11 protein-coding genes and 3 pseudogenes are annotated in these 16,228 nt (G+C 64.0%); 10 read left to right on the top strand and 4 right to left on the bottom strand.

Going from position 1 to position 16,228, the window contains the following annotated elements; genetic code table 11:
* Positions 1 to 711: 711 nt before the first annotated feature.
* From ABIE65_RS26790 to ABIE65_RS26770, 5 genes are all read left to right on the top strand, one after another.
* The gene (locus ABIE65_RS26790; RefSeq protein WP_354081822.1) at positions 712 to 1,833 is read left to right on the top strand and encodes a glycosyltransferase family 4 protein; all 1,122 of its coding nucleotides are present in this window, start codon (positions 712 to 714) and stop codon (positions 1,831 to 1,833) included.
* A gap of 15 nt (positions 1,834 to 1,848) precedes the next feature.
* The gene (locus tag ABIE65_RS26785) at positions 1,849 to 2,442 is read left to right on the top strand and encodes a sugar transferase (protein WP_354081821.1); all 594 of its coding nucleotides are present in this window, start codon (positions 1,849 to 1,851) and stop codon (positions 2,440 to 2,442) included.
* A gap of 2 nt (positions 2,443 to 2,444) precedes the next feature.
* A complete protein-coding gene (locus ABIE65_RS26780; protein ID WP_354081837.1) occupies positions 2,445 to 3,065 on the top strand; it encodes an acetyltransferase in 621 nt (206 codons plus the stop codon).
* A 3-nt stretch (positions 3,066 to 3,068) separates the two neighbouring features.
* Positions 3,069 to 4,220, top strand: coding sequence for a DegT/DnrJ/EryC1/StrS family aminotransferase (locus tag ABIE65_RS26775; protein WP_354081820.1), 1,152 nt, complete (start codon positions 3,069 to 3,071; stop codon positions 4,218 to 4,220).
* A gap of 289 nt (positions 4,221 to 4,509) precedes the next feature.
* Positions 4,510 to 5,472: a GNVR domain-containing protein gene (locus ABIE65_RS26770; RefSeq protein WP_354081836.1), complete on the top strand. Its 963-nt coding sequence runs from the start codon at positions 4,510 to 4,512 to the stop codon at positions 5,470 to 5,472.
* 621 nt (positions 5,473 to 6,093) lie between these two features.
* Here ABIE65_RS26770 and ABIE65_RS26765 read toward each other — a convergent pair.
* The 3 genes from ABIE65_RS26765 to ABIE65_RS26755 all read right to left on the bottom strand — a co-directional run bounded on the left by ABIE65_RS26765 (position 6,094) and on the right by ABIE65_RS26755 (position 9,023).
* Complete coding sequence (locus ABIE65_RS26765) at positions 6,094 to 7,050, bottom strand: tyrosine-type recombinase/integrase (protein ID WP_354081819.1); 957 nt, start codon at positions 7,048 to 7,050, stop codon at positions 6,094 to 6,096.
* Positions 7,047 to 8,561, bottom strand: coding sequence for a Fic family protein (locus ABIE65_RS26760; protein ID WP_354081835.1), 1,515 nt, complete (start codon positions 8,559 to 8,561; stop codon positions 7,047 to 7,049). Before ABIE65_RS26760 ends, ABIE65_RS26765 begins: the two co-directional genes overlap by 4 nt.
* Positions 8,562 to 8,735: 174 nt before the next feature.
* Positions 8,736 to 9,023 carry a ribbon-helix-helix domain-containing protein gene (locus ABIE65_RS26755; RefSeq protein ID WP_354081818.1) on the bottom strand — a complete coding sequence of 96 codons (288 nt, stop codon included), beginning with the start codon at positions 9,021 to 9,023 and terminating at the stop codon, positions 8,736 to 8,738.
* Positions 9,024 to 9,263: 240 nt separating this feature from the next.
* Between ABIE65_RS26755 and ABIE65_RS26750 the strand changes: the two are divergent.
* From ABIE65_RS26750 to ABIE65_RS26735, 4 genes and pseudogenes are all read left to right on the top strand, one after another.
* Positions 9,264 to 9,987, top strand: a pseudogene (locus ABIE65_RS26750) (IS5 family transposase).
* Between the two features lie 194 nt (positions 9,988 to 10,181).
* Positions 10,182 to 10,427 (top strand): hypothetical protein, encoded by a 246-nt coding sequence (locus tag ABIE65_RS27925; RefSeq protein ID WP_502918580.1) that lies wholly within the window; start codon positions 10,182 to 10,184, stop codon positions 10,425 to 10,427.
* Between the two features lie 314 nt (positions 10,428 to 10,741).
* Entirely contained in the window at positions 10,742 to 13,315 is a 2,574-nt protein-coding gene (locus tag ABIE65_RS26740) for a calcium-binding protein (protein ID WP_354081817.1), read from the top strand.
* 139 nt (positions 13,316 to 13,454) lie between these two features.
* Entirely contained in the window at positions 13,455 to 13,619 is a 165-nt protein-coding gene (locus ABIE65_RS26735) for a transposase (RefSeq protein WP_354081816.1), read from the top strand.
* 354 nt (positions 13,620 to 13,973) lie between these two features.
* Here ABIE65_RS26735 and ABIE65_RS26730 read toward each other — a convergent pair.
* Positions 13,974 to 15,523, bottom strand: a pseudogene (locus tag ABIE65_RS26730) (ISL3 family transposase).
* Positions 15,524 to 15,658: 135 nt separating this feature from the next.
* Between ABIE65_RS26730 and ABIE65_RS26725 the strand changes: the two are divergent.
* A pseudogene (locus ABIE65_RS26725) lies at positions 15,659 to 16,138 on the top strand (IS21 family transposase); the annotation flags it as partial.
* Positions 16,139 to 16,228: the final 90 nt, after the last annotated feature.

The following is a 16,228-nucleotide window of genomic DNA, read 5'->3' as shown; positions in this document are numbered from 1 at the left end:
AAAAGTGGAACTACCGGGGGCGTTGAGCTGCTAGCGTGGACGAGTTGAGTCGGCATTCCCCGGAATGCCCCTCTTTCATTGGTTTTGGAGGAGTCGGGCTCCGCTATTATGAGGGGCATATGGATGTCGCTGGATTAGTACTAATCTTGCTGAACTGATCAATATTGTCTATGCTCTTTCTCTTCGCTCACGATACGAATGAGCGCGATTTCATTAGGCTTGCGATGCTGTTCATTGCGGTATTTTTCTATCGCCAGCCACTATATATTGGTTTTTTGGTGGCGAGTGACGGCGGAGGACATATATCGTATGGGATCAGAAACTTTGGGTAGCAGGAGTTCAATTTTATAAACGCTAACGTATGCTTGATAATTTTCCTTGGCGGGTTCTTTGGTGGACGCGCATTGCTGCGGGAGATTCTGGATTCGCCGCCGCGAGTGCATCAAAGGCAGCCATGGCTGGAACTAACACATTCTACACAGGTGAGATCCGTGCGTTGGTGTTGGGCTTCTTTCTTCCTGCGATCATCTTCCATGCCTCGGCACCGTTTGTGTCTACTCGGCGCAGCTAGGCGGAACCCCCGCTGCCACTGTCTGCTGCTCAGGGGGCGGCGCCAAAGGGAGCTCTCTAGTGCGCAAAACGAGACAGAGGTAAGCCTATAGTGGCGACGCAGCAGGCTGATCCGGCGGGCTTACGAGTGAGAGGGCGCAAGTGAATATCCTGGTCATCGCCGGCCTCGCGTCTTCGCTCTGCAACTTCCGCGGGGCGCTGATCGCGGAGTTGCGAGCACGGGGTCACAAAGTGCATGCTGCAGCTCCTGGCCTCCGATCGGACCAAGATACACGCCACTGGCTCGAGGCACGGGGCGTTACCTGCCACGATGCGCCCCTCGCGCGTGCGGGCCTGAACCCCGTCCGGGATTTGAAGGCGCTGGCGACCCTCGTTGTTCTCGCTCGGCGAGTTCGGCCGGATGTGTGTCTTGCCTACACGATCAAACCAGTGATTTGGGGGCTGCTGGCCGCGGGCTTAGCCGGCGTCCGGCGGCGGGTCGCCCTGATCACGGGACTTGGCTACGCCTTCACTGGGGAGGCCCGGGGCAAGCGTGCGCTTGTGCAGTGGGTCGCTCGATGGCTCTATGCGCGGGCGTTGCGCCGGGCGACGCTCGTGTTCTTCCAAAATCCCGATGATCGCGACGATTTCGTGAAGCTCGGACTGGTGGCGCAGAGCGTCCCGATGGTTGTGCTGCGCGGATCCGGGGTCGACGTAGAAGCCTTCACGCCTGCAGCCTTGCCCGATGGGCCGGTACAGTTCCTGCTGATCGCGCGGCTGCTGGGGGACAAGGGAATCAGGGAGTATGCGCGGGCGGCCGCGATCGTGCGCCAGCGACATCCGGAAGCCCGCTTCCATCTGGTCGGCGGATTGGACCCGAACCCGGATGCGCTGTCCGAGAACGAGGTGCGCGGCTGGGTGGCGGCGGGAGACATCATCTGGCATGGGGCGCTGGAGGACGTACGACCCGCCATTGCGGCGAGCCACGTCTATGTTCTCCCCAGTTATCGCGAGGGCACGCCCCGCACTGTCCTGGAGGCTATGGCGATGGGTCGACCCATCATCACCACCGATGCCCCCGGATGCCGCGAGACGGTGCGACCGGGCGTCACGGGATTCCTGGTGCCGGTGCGGGATGCCCCGTCCCTCGCCGAGGCGATGGAGCGCTATCTCGATACCCCGGAATTGATTGGACCCATGGGATCTGCGGCCCGCAACCTCGTCGTCGAGAAATATGACGTCCGGAAGGTGAACGACCGAATGCTGGGCGCAATGGGACTATAGCCCGAAGACGGTGTCATGAAACGACTGACCGATATCATCGGCGCCCTCGCAGGCCTCGTGCTGCTCGCCCCGGTCATGCTGGTGATCGCTCTGCTGATCCGCCGGTACATGGGCTCCCCCGTGCTCTTTCGGCAGACTCGCCCCGGCCTGCACGGAAGGCCTTTTCGAATGGTCAAGTTCCGCACCATGCGGAATGCCGTCGACGCACATGGCAACCCTTTGCCCGACGCCGAGCGGCTGCCCCGGCTCGGCCGCTTCTTGCGCGCCTGCTCGCTCGACGAGTTGCCGGAGCTCTGGAACGTGCTCATCGGCGACATGAGCCTCGTCGGTCCCCGCCCCCTGTTGATGGAGTACCTGCCCCTCTACTCGCCCGACCAGGCGCGCCGCCATGAGGTGCGCCCGGGCGTCACCGGCTGGGCGCAGGTCAACGGGCGCAACGCCATCAGGTGGGACGAGAAGTTCGCGCTGGATGTGTGGTATGTGGACAACCGCAGCCTCTGGCTGGACTTGAAGATCATCTGGCTGACCATCCTCAAGGTCGTGCGCCGAGAAGGGATCTCGGCGGCGGGCGAGGCGACGATGCCGAAGTTCACCGGGAGAGGGAATTGAGCATGCTCGTCGGCGTCTATGGTGCCAGCGGCTGTGGCCGGGGCATCATGCCGCTGGTGCGGGCGCAGTACGGCGATGGGTCACCGGTGTTCATCGACGACGGCGCGACGGCGAAGGTCGTAAACGGGCACCGCGTCGTCGATTGGGCCGGCTTCCTCGCCCTGGAAAACGTCGAGAAGCGCGTGGCGATTGCGATTGCGTCGTCGCGGGTGCGCGAAATCCTCGCCCGCCGCTGCGACGAACAGGGCATACCCCTGATCGAGGTGCGTGCCCCGAACGTGGTCCAGATGGACGATGTTACCGTGGAGGACGGCGCGTGCCTCTCCCCCTTCGTCACCTTGACGTCGAACATCCGCATAGGCCGGTGCTTCCATGCCAACCTGTACAGCTATGTCGAGCACGACTGCATGATCGGCGACTACGTCACCTTCGCCCCCGGTGCGAAGGTCAACGGTAATGTGGTAATTGGCGATCACGCCTATATCGGCTCTGGCGCAGTGATACGTCAGGGGCTGGCCGTTGGCGCGGGCGCCGTCATCGGCATGGGCGCCATCGTCACCCGGGACGTGCCACCGGGCGTCACGGTGGTGGGCAATCCGGCGAGACCGTTGGCCAAAGGATAATCTATGCGCATCTACCTGTCCCGCCCTCATATGTCGGGGCACGAGCAGGCTGCCGTCGCCGAGGCGTTCGCCTCCAACTTCGTGGCACCGCTCGGCCCGCAGCTCGACGCTTTCGAAGCAGCTGTCGCCGCGTATCTGGGCGGCGGTCTTCACTGTGTGGGCCTATCGTCAGGTTCGGCCGCCCTGCATCTCGCGCTGCGCATCGCCGGGGTGGGGCAGGGGGACGAGGTCTGGATCTCGTCCATGACGTTCGCGGGCGGTATTTTTCCGGTCAACTATCTGGGCGCGCGGCCGCGCTTTTTCGATCTGGACCCGGCCAGCTGGACCATGGATACCAACCTGCTGGCGGATGAACTCGCCAAGGCTGATCGCGACAACCGGCTGCCCAAGGTCATCGTACCGACCGATCTCTACGGGCAGTCCGTGGATCTCGATGCGTTCGAAGGGCTGGCAGCGAAATACGGCGTGCGCCTGATCGTGGATTCCGCCGAAAGCCTTGGGGCGAGCTATCGCGACGGTCGCAAGGCAGGAACGGGTGGCGATGCCGCAATCCTTTCCTTCAACGGCAACAAGATCATCACCACTTCCGGCGGCGGCATGCTCGTCACGCGCCACAAGGATTGGGCTGACCAGGCGCGTTTTCTGTCGACGCAGGCTCGGGATCCCGCCCCGCATTACGAGCACTCGACCTTCGGCTACAATTACCGGCTTTCGAACATCTGCGCCGCCATCGGTCTCGGACAGATGAAGGTGCTGGATGCGCGCGTCGCGCGCCGCCGAGCGATTTTCGAGCGATATCGTGCCGCGTTGGCGCACACTGGGATCGGGTTCATGCCGGAGCCCCAAGGTCTTTCCTCGACCCGTTGGCTGACGACCATTACCGTCGATCCCGAGATCGTCGGGGCTGGTCGGGAAGACCTGCGGCTGATGTTGCTGGAGCACCAGATCGAGTCGCGGCCGCTCTGGAAGCCGATGCAGATGCAGCCTCTCTACGCGGGGGCGCCATACCATGGGCGGGGTGTGGACCAGCGGCTGTTCGAGATCGGCCTCTGCCTCCCGTCGGGCAGCGACATGACGGAGCACCAACAGGACGAGGTCATCGATCGAATACTGCGCTTCTTGGGTCGGCGCGGGAGCATTCGAACCTTGGGATAATGGCTGGACAGCAAGGATCGGAAACCGACCGCCATGCTGTCATGAGCAAGGATGATGCGTCGTCTCGCGCTGTACGATGAGTGGATCAGCAGACATGTCGGCAAGGGTCGATCGCAGTTTCCGGCCGCGATTCCGTCTCCGCACCCTCTCGGCAAAGCAAGAGAGCTGGTTTGGTGAACGGCTTGGTCGGGCTGGTGCATCCGTAGGTCGCCACTCCAGCGCGAGCGAGCGCGAAGCGGTCCAGGACGCGTAACCGGAGTGGCGTAAGGGAGCTATCGCAGTGGATGGGATGGAGGCTAGGCAGCAGCATGCGGCGAGCGACGACGGTGAACTCCGACTGATCGATCTGTGGCGGATCCTCTCACGGGGGCGGCTTGTCATCTTTCTCTGTTCGTTCATCGCTGCTGTCGTTGCCGTCGGTGTGGCATTATCCATGGACAATGTTTATCGCGGACAGGTTGTATTGGCTCCGGCGCCGGAGGAGACGACACCCGGCGGCGCCTCTGGCGGAGCCTTGGCGAGCGTAGCGGAGATAGCGGGCTTCCGAATCCCGGGCAAGGCGGGTGTGAGCAAGGCCGATGAGGCCATCGCGGTGATGCGCTCCCGCCGCTTCACCGAGGACTTCATCCGGCGAGAGGGGCTCTTGCCGATCCTTCTCCCGGAACGGGACGAACCACCGGGACTTCTGTCGCGGACGCTCAATGGTATTGCGTCGCTGATCCGCAGCATTGGCGGGAATGCGGGGGCAGACGATGCGGAGCGGAACGAAGCGGATCGGCAGCGACGGATGGTGTGGGATGCGTATAAGGTGTTCGACCAGATTCGCCAGATAGAAGTCGATAAGCTTGTGGGTTTGGTTACGTTAAGAGTTGACTGGACAGACCCAGTTCTTGCTGCAGAATGGGCGAACAAACTTGTCTCCTACATAAACAGAGAAAGCCGCGCTCGCGACATCGAAGCAGCTCAAAAGAACATCGCCTATCTTCAGGAACAGGTCGATGTCACCGTCGACACCGAGCGTCGGCGCTTGTTATTCAACCTGATTGAAGGGGAGACCCGCCGCATCATGCTTGCGAACTCGAGGGACGAATTCGCATTCCGCATCATTGACCCGGCCGTTGTCCCGCAGGAGAAAACCCGCCCTCGACGCGCCATGATTGCGGTCGTTGGACTGATGGGCGGGTTCATCCTGGGCGTCTTCATCGTGATCGTCCGGCATGCCATGCGCGACGACCGGCAGCCATCGGCATGAGGCGGCCCGCTGCGCGCTCTACCAACGAGTCGGCGCGGGCGTAGGGGATAGGGGAGCCGGCTGACCGCGCGCTCCGCTCCAGCTATCTGGAGCGCCTCGCGGAAGAGGAACGAGCGGCGGGCGCTGCGCCTCCCAAAGCATCCTTGGTCGCTGTCCGGTCTACCGGCGCCACGCACTAGAAGCGGGATGCGGAATGAAACGTCAGGCGGGGGCCGAAAGCGCGGCGATAGACAGCCCCTCTGACCCCACGAGGCCGCCGTTAGGGTGGAAAGAGCGCGTAGATCAAACCGTCCAACCGACGCCTCGCCGGCGACTTCGAGCAATACGCCCGCACCGTCGCCGCATTCATGCGTCTCGCAATGATCCGCCTGATGTTGCGCCGGCTCGCCTAGATCAGCGAAAACGCAGCATTACTTGGCTCGGCTCTGAGGCGGGGTGGTCGAGGCTATCTATAGCTCTGCGAGTAGGGATGCCGCCGGCCGTGAAAAGCGGTCACCTTCCACGAAAATACGGCGCATAACTCCCCTTCGCGCGAAGAGTGGTTTCGGCTATAGTATCGTGGAGGTTGCGGCCGGATCGGATCTCCGTGAGAAAAGGCTCGCATGAGTTCAAAACCGACGCTTAGATCAGCACCCGCTCGACCTCGTCGAGCGTCACCTCGTCAGAGCGCCGATCGTAGAGTTGGGTCGTGCGTGTCGATGAGTGATTGGCCATGGCCGCCGCCTTCTCTATCGTGCCGCCGTTCTTCAGGTAGGCCGTGATTCCCGTCGCCCGAAAACTGTGGTTGCCGACCAACGTCGCGATGCCCGCCGCCTTCGCCCGCCGGCGAATCATCATGTAGGCGTCCGGCTGGGTGAGGGGGGTAGTCGTCAGCCGACCCGTCCCGCGGCCGATCGTCCGGAACAGCGGCCCCTTCGGATCGCCGCGCAGGCCGGCACCGTCGAGATAGGCGGTCAGATACTCCTCCAGGTTATGGTGGCAGGGCATCTCGTGCCGCTTGCCGCCCTTCTCGTGCAGCCGTAGCCAGAGGCGACGGTTCTGCACGTAGACGTCCTCCACCTTCATCGCGAGCGCCGCACCGACCCGCGCGAAGCTGTAGACCATCATCCCGATCAGGGCGCGGTCGCGCAGCCCCGCCGGCTTGCTGACATCGATGCTGTCGATCAGCGCGCGCGCCTCCTCGGGCGCCAGCACTGGCGTCTTGCCGCGCTTCACGCTGTGCGAGGGCCCGCGAACCGATGCCGTCGGGTTCACCGGCACGATCTGCCCCGTCACCAGCCAGTTGAACAGCTGGCGCACCGCAGCCAGACGCTGCTTCACCGTCGGTGCCGCGTGCGTCTTGGTCTGCAGTTCGATCCATGTCGCCACATGCAGTGGCTGCACGTCACAGAGGGACTGCACGCCGTGCTCTGTGCACCATGCCAGGAATTCATGGGTGGCACGGCTGTAGGCCCGCCTGGTGTGCGGATTGCGAATGGTCGAGGCGAAGAATTCGAGGAACCGAATGCCGGCGCGACCACCGGTCGCTGTGACCAGGGCAGGGAGTGCGACAGTGTTCCTGGGAAGAAGCTGGTTCATGCTGCACTCCTCGGCCGGAAGATCTCACGATAGCTGGCTTCCACGCGCGCTATCTCGTCTGGAGTGAGGTTCGCGAACTCGCCGTCGCGGGCGCGCTTCGAGAGCACACCCTGGTTCTGATGTAGAAAGCGAAACAACAGGTCGAGCGTCCGCTCGGGCATGTCGACGATCTCCAGTACGTGAACGCGGAACGCATCATAGTTGCGCAAGAAGGCGGATTCGGCCGGCAGGTCGACCTCGATCGTGCGCTGCACGCACTCGTACAGAAACGCAGCATGCGGCGTCGCGTCGAAGAAGCGGTAGCAATCTGCCGTATCGTTCAGCACGCGAACATTGTGCGCCTCGGTAGGCTCCCACTCTATCAAAGGCAGGAGTCGCGCCGAGTAGCTTTCGAGCACGACGCGATAATCGTGGATACGGTCCAGGATCGCCGCAGAGACGGGGAACACCATGCCGGGCGGGTTGAACCCTCGTTCGGCGAGCACGTGGTGGATCAGATAGCGGTGCAGACGTCCATTTCCGTCCTCGAACGGGTGGATGTAGACGAAACCGAAGGCCAGCATCGCGGCCGCGATGACCGGGTCGAGCTCCGCCACCGTACGGTCAAAAGCGATCAGGCCGTGCATGAGCGCCGACAGATCCTCGGCGCGCGCGCTGATATGATCGGGCAGGGGGGTCCGGGTTTCGCGATCATGCTCGCCCACGAACCCGCCCTCCTGGCGCAGCCCGAGGCGGACGAAACGCGCATCTCCAATGACGATGCGCTGGAGGCGGAGTAGCTCCTCGAGGTCGATGAGTCGTCGGCCGGCCTCCGCGATGGCGCGCCCCCAGCGGTCGATCCGACGCTGGGAGGGGTGCTCGCCTTCAATCGCGAAGCTCGACTTGGAGTCCTTGAGCAGCAGAAAAGCGGCCGTGCGCGAGAGCAGATCTGCGGGAACGTCGGCGATCACAGCACGGGCACGCGCCGCGAGATTAGCCTCATGAAAGGCGCGCAGCTGATCGGTCACGAAGACCATCGGACAGAATGCCGGCGTGCCGGGGAGGTTGTTCCGCACCCGATGCCGGCTCGACGGGACCCCCGTCGTTGCCCATTGCTGCGCAGGATCGACCACGGGCACATAGGCCTTCTTCTTGGCAGAAGGCAGATCGAGCTGCACCCCCAGCAACCATTCGTAGAGAAACCATAGACGCCGCGCGTAAGACCCGGTCGGCGTAGCGCGGACGATGGCTTCGATCGGCTCAGGGCCGATTGTCCGAAACAGCGTTTTGAGAACGAGTAGGTCCAGTCCTTCGTATTTGAGCGCAAAGGTCAGCTGGCCCTCCAGGTCGACACACGGCGCATGGCGGGGCGTGTAGATTCGCCAGCCATCCCGTTCATAGACCCGGTGGCGCGGACCGATCGCGGCCAAAGTACGCGGGACGGGCACCGCCAAACGATACGCCTCTATCAGAGCAGCGTAGCCGACAGGTGTCGCTGCCTCGGGGAGCCGCCGGTCGTGAAAAACGGTCACGCGCTCCAAAATTCTGCTCTTCTGCCTCTTACCCATTAGCCGCTCGCTTTTGGCGAGCGTACAGTGAAAAACGGTTACTTTCCATGAAGATTAGGTGCGTGCTACTTTTTGCGCGAAAAATGGTTTTGCCCAATGGCTGGGCCGGCAACGACGCGCCCGCGAGCAGCGCGCTGATCAGGATGTTAGTATCGACGACGAGCCGCACGCGTCACTCGGCCCCGGCGGCACTGTTCTTGCGGGTGCCGCGAGGGCTTCGTCGATCAGCGCCTCCAGCTCCTCGGCCGAAACATCGGCGAACTTGCTGCGCACCTCGGTCAAGGTCTGATCGAAGACGCGCCACCTGACCGCCTCCTCAATGAATTTCGAGAGGTCGCGCTTCTTCATGCCGCGCTGCGCCAGAAAGCTGCGTAGCGCGATATCTGTGTCGCGCGAGACCGAGGCCGCATAAGCACTTATGTGCAAGCGCGAAAGCCGACGTCCTGGGCGTCGAATACCCCATGATAAAGGACGTTATCATAGACATGAGGGATGCGATCCTTATCAAAAACATCACGACCTCCCGTGCCAGTTTTTTTTAAGCTCGCTGGTTGGCGCGAGCGACGGGGACGGCGTCGCCGACTTCCAGTTACAGCTCAATGGTCTGCACACAAGCCGCCGCAGCGGCGAGCGTATGATACGGACCTAACGGACGATCAGTGGAAGCTGATCGCGCCGCTGATCCCCCAAGCGAACCCCGGCGGGCGGCCGCGCAAGGCGTCGTCACGCGAACTGGTGAACGCGATCCTCTATTTCCTGCGCGCCGGCACGGCCTGGCGCCTGCTGCCGCACGACCTGGCGCCCTGGCAGACCGTCTACTACTACTTCCGGCGGTGGGACCAGGAGGGCGTGTGGCAGCGGGTCCACCATACGCTCGTGATGGCCGACCGCGAGGAGCCGTCGCCCTCCGCCGCCGTCCTCGACAGCCAGACCGTCCGGACGGCCGATCAAAAAGGGGATGCAAGGGCTACGACGCCGGCAAGAAGATCCACGGACGCAAGCGGCACATCCTGACCGACACCGACGGCCGCCTGCTTGCAGTCGAGGTCCACGCCGCAGACATACAGGATCGCGATGGCGCCAAGGGCGTGCTCCGCCGGTCCCGGTCGTGCTTCCCCTCCGTCGAGCGCGTCTACGCCGACGGCGGTTATGCCGGCAGGCTCGTCGGGTGGGCGACGACCAAGACGCATATGGCCCTGGAGATCGTGAAGCGTCCGTCCGGCGCCAAGGGCTTCACCGTCATCCGCCGACGCTGGGTCGTCTCGAGCGCAGCTTCGCCTGGATCATGAAGTCCCGCCGCCTCGTGCGCGACTATGAACAACTCACCCGCACCGCCGAAGCTCTCATTCTCATCGCTGCGTCCGCTATCATGCTCAGACGATGGACCTGACGCTTCTCAAACATGCTCTGAGAGGATTCCCAGGACGGCAGTTGTGTGATTATGGGATGGTCCGCCCCTCCTCCGGAGCGATCGGGCAGGATCGCTCTGTTCTGTACGAGAGAGGAACGGACCGATATCGGTCTTCGTGCTGGAAATTGATTTTGGCAAGAATGTGTGCAGCCTCGTCGGGTTGGATGAGGCGGGTGCCGTTCTTCTGCGCCGACGGCTTCGTCGCGACGGCGTTGCAGGTTTTGTGGACGCTTGCCGGCATGCATCGAGGCTTGGTGCGGCGCGCATCACCTGGGCCGGGAACTCGGCGCCGCCGGTCACAGGATCCGGCCTTTATCGAGAAGTACAACGCCAGGAGCCTCAACTCATCGCTTGGCTACCTCAGTCCCGAACAGTTGGAGAAGCAGCACGCCCAGCCACCCGTCAAAGACGCCGCATGATCGTGTCCGGCCCGAGGGGCCCGCTCCAACACGGGGTCAACGCGGGATGCGGTGAACCGAAGTTGTGGTTACGCAGGAAGGCTCGCCCGGCCACATAACCTCGTGTCCACGTCTTCTGCTTTTGCGCTGAGGCCCTTCAAAGCCCACTTAACCGCGTGGCAAGATAGGCTCGCCATAATGCGCCGTTCCATGCAGCTTCTCGTAGCGCCATGAGGCACGAGATCCGCCCTTGCCTGTAGGCTCTTGCTGAGTGCGCGGGCGCCAATCCTGCGCCGCGTCCTGAATTTTCTGTTGTTCCGCGGAGAAGTCAAACGTTGAGTATACTCGTAGGAACGTCGGCGTCGGACGAGATCGTAGGCACGGAGGCCCGGGAGATCATCGTCGGTCTCGGCGGCGATGATGTGTTGCGCGGCGGTGGCGGCGGCGACCTGATCTACGGTGTCGCCGGCCTCAACCTTATCTACGGCGACGACGGGAGCGATGCGCTCGTCGGCGGGGCCGACGGCGGCGACGGGCTCGACCCCGACGCGGTCGGCAAGGAGTACGATCCGCCGATCGAACTGACCGAACAGCTCTATGGCGGTGCCGGCAACGACTGGATCGATGGCGGTGCCGGCGAGGACAGCATCTTCGGCGACGACGGCAACGATTTGCTGCGGAGCGGCCCCGGCCACGACTACATCGTCGGCGGGGCGGGTAACGACCTGATCTACGGCGACGCCGGCTTGGACCAGATGTATGGCGGCGACGGCGACGACTTCATCATCGACCTGCTGAATGCGCCGAACGCCGACCATGGTGAGGGACTGAACGGCGACGCGGGCAATGACCTGCTGATCGGCAGCGACAGCTGGAACCTGCTCTCCGGCGGCAGCGGTGCCGACGTCATTATGGGCGGTGGCGAGAACGACGTGATGGCCGGCGGCGACCCGATCTACGAAACGATCGGCGGCGTCGTCACCCTGGTCGGCGGCACCCTCGACGGCGCGGTCGACCGCTTCGTCTTCAACGAGGGCGACGGCCACGATTCGATCTACGGCTTCGAGACCGGGCCGGGCGGCGACGTGCTCGACCTCACCGGCCTCGGCGACGTCGCCTCGCGTGACGATCTCTATATCGCGGCCCACCCGGACGCGGAGAATTCGTTCGCCGTCGTCGTTGGCCTCGGCGAAGGCCAGTCGGTCCTGCTCGTCGGCGTCACCGACCCGGATGCTGTGACCGCGGAGAATTTCATCTTCCGCTCGCCGGAGTCCGACAATTCGACGATCACGGAACTGGCGGACTATTCCGCCGCCACGGTCGGTGTCACGATTGGCCTGGAAGCTGGTCTCCTGTCCAGCGGGCGCCCCGACGGGATTGTGCCCTATGGTGCGGTTAATATCCTCGGCTCGGCCCATGACGACGTCTTCGCCGGCGACGACCGCGCCAACGTCGTGGAAGGTGGCGGCGGGGACGACATCCTGGAGGGGCGGGGCGGCGACGACCTGCTGATCGGCGGCGCGGGCGCAGACATTCTCAGCGGCGGCGCGGGCTTCGACACCGTAAGCTATGCCGGCGGCCCCGCGATAACAGTGATCAACCTATCCGACGGCGGCATTTCGAGCGACGGCGACACCCTTTTCAGCATCGAACGGATAATCGGATCCGACTTTGACGACGTCCTGACCGGCAGTATCGGTGCCTACAAGAACGAGAGCGGTGCCGGCGACGACGTGCTGACCGGCGGACTTGGCCGAGACATGCTCACCGGCGGGACCGGTTCCGACACCTTCGTCTACACGGCAGCGGCCGAGAGCCCGGTGAGTTGGCCAGGCCGCGATCGGATCACTGACTGGGAGGCGAGTGACCGGATCGACTTGTCGCAGATCGACGCGAATCTCGGGCTTGCCGGCAATCAGGGGTTCACGTGGCTCGGCATGACCGCAGCAACCAATACGGTGGGGATCGGCGAACTGCGGGCTTATCACTATCAAGGCGATACCTATCTGGTTGGCGGGAGCGACGGGGACGGCGTCGCCGACTTCCAGATACAGCTCAACGGTCTACACACACTCACCGCAAGCAATTTAGCGGGCGTTAGCCGGGCGTCTCTGACCGGCACTGCCGGCGATGACGTGCTGACCGGCACTGCCGGTGATGACGTGCTGACCGGCACTGCCGGCGACGACGTGCTGACCGGCGGACTTGGCCGAGACATGCTCACCGGCGGGACCGGTTCCGACACCTTCGTCTACACGGCAGCGGCCGAGAGCCCGGTGAGTTGGCCAGGCCGCGATCGGATCACTGACTGGGAGGCGAGTGACCGGATCGACTTGTCGCAGATCGACGCGAATCTCGGGCTTGCCGGCAATCAGGGGTTCACGTGGCTCGGCATGACCGCAGCAACCAATACGGTGGGGATCGGCGAACTGCGGGCTTATCACTATCAAGGCGATACCTATCTGGTTGGCGGGAGCGACGGGGACGGCGTCGCCGACTTCCAGATACAGCTCAACGGTCTACACACACTCACCGCAAGCAATTTAGCGGGCGTTAGCCGGGCGTCTCTGACCGGCACTGCCGGCGATGACGTGCTGACCGGCGGACTTGGCGACGACACCCTTGCGGGCATGGGCGGGGACGACGTGCTGATCGGCGGTGCCGGCATCGACCGCTTCGTCTTCGGCAACGACGAGGGCCGGGACGTGATCATCGGCTACGAGGGCGGAACCGGACCTGGGGATATCATCGACCTCTCCGGCAACAGCACGCTCAATAGCTTCACTCAGGTGCAGGCAGCGGCTACCCAGGTCGGGGCCGATACAGTCATCGACCTCGGAAGCGGCAGCACGCTGACCCTGAACGTGTTCACCGTGACCAACTTCGCCCCAGACGATTTCATCTTCTGAGAGCATGTTTGAGAAGGATTACCAGGACGGCAGTTGTGTGATTCATGGGGTGTCGGACCCGACGTGGAGCGCGGACATCAATGCCGAAACGGAAGCCGCCGCCGCGGTGAGCGTATGACCCGGATCTGACTGACGGTCAGTGGAAGCTGACCGCGCCGCTGATCCCCCAAGCGAATCGCGCAAGGCGTCTTCCCGCGGACTGGTGAACGTCATCCTGTATTTCCTGCGCGCCGGCCTGGTCTGGCGTCTGCTGCCGCACGACCTGCCGCCCTGGCAGACCGTCTACTACTACTTCCGGCGCTGAGATAGGGAGGGCGTATGGCAGCGGGTTCACCATTCGCTCGTCATGGCCGACCGCAAGCGAGCCGGCCGGGAGCCGTCGCCCTCGACAGCCAGACCGTCCGAACCGCCGATGGTTCATCTGGTGATTGTATCAGACGGAAAGACGGTCGCCGCTGGCAGGAAACCATCTATCCCCCGCCTGGGCTCCGGGAAGTGGCGGCAGAACGGCCCGGCGGGGTGCGGGGCTAGCCCCGCTGCGCTCCTTCCGGGCGCACCGGCCTGGGGTCCAGGGGGCGGCCGCGGAGCGCCCCTGTCGGCTGTGTGTGTTTCGGCATGCAAGTTTGGCTCTGACGCACTTCTGATGACGACGATGAGATCACGCGCCGATGAGGCGGGCTTGAAGCAAGTTGATCTTGGCCCGGCCATACATCTGGCGCTTCACCAGCTTGAGCCGGGTGTCTGGCCTTCGGTCTGTCCGTTGGACCAGGGCGACATAATCGCCGCGCGCACGGCGGCACGGTCGCGAGTGATGCCATTTGCAAAGGAAGCGACGAGGCTGGCCTTGGCCTCCTCGATCCAGGGGTCGAGGTCACGCCCGGCCTTCCGGCGGATCATGGCATGGAAGCGGTCAATGAGGTCACGGGCGGCGACCAGGGCGGGCACGCCGGCCTCGATCGCAGCGATCATCACCGTATCGGCTTTGCTCAGGTGATCCCGCGCCGTGGTCATCAGTCTGGCGATCGTCCTGGCGCTGGGAAGCTTGTGCAGTTGGCCGTTGGCCTGATCGGCGCGTCGGCGTCGGGTTGTCCATTCCGTCACCACTCTGAGTGACCCCTGGAAGCCGGAACTGCGCAAGCGGCGCCAGAGCTCGGCACCTTTACGACAACCGCCGATCCACAGCTCGTCGAGCAATGGCAGCTGGCGCTCCAGCGAGCTCTGGCGTGCGCGGAACATCTCGGTGCGCACGCCGCGCGCGACATGCCGGACGAGGCCGCGGCTATGCCCGGTTCGCCGCACGATCTGCTTGATCGGCACGCCCTCCTTCAACAGCGCGGCGATGGCGGCATGCGACTCCTCGCGCCGCAGATAGCCTTCACATTGCAGCCGTTCCGCCGCGGAGAGCAGCTTCGGATCGATCGTGACCGCGCCGAGGGTGCTGCGGATCGGCCGCATGGATTTGCGGACTGCGTCGAGGAAGGCGCTGCTGGCGTTCTCCATCAGATGCCAGCGGTCGGCGACCTGCTCGGCATCGGGCAGCGCCTTCGCCGCCGCCTCGCCGTAGCCCCCGCCACGATCGCGCGCCAGAATGCTGATGCCGGGATGTTCCGCGAGCCAAGCCTGGACGGTCGCGGTCTCCCGGTCTGGCAGCAGCGACACGACGCGCCGACGCTCCAGGCCGCACACCAGCGTCCCATACCGGTGATTGCGCCGGAACGCCCAGTCATCGATGCCGACCACCTTGAGCGGCTCGCGTGGCACCTGCGCCCGCCGGCGCACCAGCCGCAGTAGCGTGTCGTTGCTCACAGGCAATCCGAGATGCCTAGCGAAGCTCGCTGCAGGTCGACCGCCCAGCGCCAAGCCGAGATGATACACGAGCACGTCGAGACGCGCCGTCCGCCGAGCGCGTGCCGGAAGCACCGCCGCCTCGAAACGCTCCGCGAAGATCCGCTGCGGGCAGGCCGGGATGTCGCACCGGAAACGCCGGGTGACGATGCCGATGCGCACGGCTCGTCCGGAACACGGCAGGTCCGCAATACGCCGGACGTAGCGGCTATGAACCCGCCCCGAGGTCAGGCCGCAGGAGGGGCACACGGCCGTCCGCGCTTCGCTGCATGCCGTCACCATGATTACCTCGGCGCCTGGCACGACCTCCGTTACCGTCAACCCAGCTGGGATGAGCGATCCGATACGCATGCCTGGAGCCATGATGCTGATTCCCTTGGTGAATCAGCACCACTCACACACCAAACTGCATCGAAAATGAGTCAGAGCCCAAAAATGACCCCCTGCTGCTGACGTTGATCAGACTGCCCACCGGCCATGACGGTGGGTGGGTGGGGGATGAAGGGCGTGGACACGATTGCACGGATCCGGCGCGCCTTTCTGGTGCAGGGCAAGGCGATCAAGGAGATCGTGCGCGAGTTGCACGTGTCGCGGAACACGGTGCGCAAGGTTCTGCGCTCGGGTGAGACAGCCTTCAGCTATGCCCGCGCGGAACAGCCCCATCCGAAGCTCGGTCCGTGGCGGGACGAACTGGAGCGGCTGCTTGCGGCGAACGCAGAGAAGTCGGCGCGCGAGCGGCTGACGTTGATCCGGGTGTTCGAAGATCTGCGCGGGCTCGGCTATGCCGGCGGCTACGACGCGGTGCGGCGCTATGCGCGGCGATGGCGGCGCGACCGCGCGACACTGCACACGCCGGCCTTCGTGCCGTTGAGCTTCGCACCGGGCGAAGCCTACCAGTTCGACTGGAGCCACGAGGTCGTGCTGATGAACAGCATGCCGGTGACGGTGAAGGTCGCCCACGTCCGTCTCTGCCACAGTGTAGCCGCCGCATGAAAACTGACCCGGTCGCCGATTGATTTCTGCCCCAGCCGATAGGCTGGGCCCGACGCGTGTTGCGGAGGGCCCGGA

It is taken from the genome of Constrictibacter sp. MBR-5 (genome assembly GCF_040549485.1).
In the GTDB taxonomy this organism is placed as follows: domain Bacteria; phylum Pseudomonadota; class Alphaproteobacteria; order JAJUGE01; family JAJUGE01; genus Constrictibacter.
Note: the sequence above shows the minus strand (reverse complement) of the source record. Positions and strands in the feature narration are given on the sequence as shown.

What these genes read in the sequence shown, in the direction of transcription:
- ABIE65_RS26785 (WP_354081821.1), top strand. Translation starts at nt 1,849, where the DNA reads ATGAAACGACTGACCGATATCATCGGCGCCCTCGCAGGCCTCGTGCTG.
- ABIE65_RS26770 (WP_354081836.1), top strand. Translation starts at nt 4,510, where the DNA reads ATGGAGGCTAGGCAGCAGCATGCGGCGAGCGACGACGGTGAACTCCGA.
- ABIE65_RS26780 (WP_354081837.1), top strand. Translation starts at nt 2,445, where the DNA reads ATGCTCGTCGGCGTCTATGGTGCCAGCGGCTGTGGCCGGGGCATCATG.
- ABIE65_RS26765 (WP_354081819.1), bottom strand. Translation starts at nt 7,050, where the DNA reads ATGAACCAGCTTCTTCCCAGGAACACTGTCGCACTCCCTGCCCTGGTC.
- ABIE65_RS26775 (WP_354081820.1), top strand. Translation starts at nt 3,069, where the DNA reads ATGCGCATCTACCTGTCCCGCCCTCATATGTCGGGGCACGAGCAGGCT.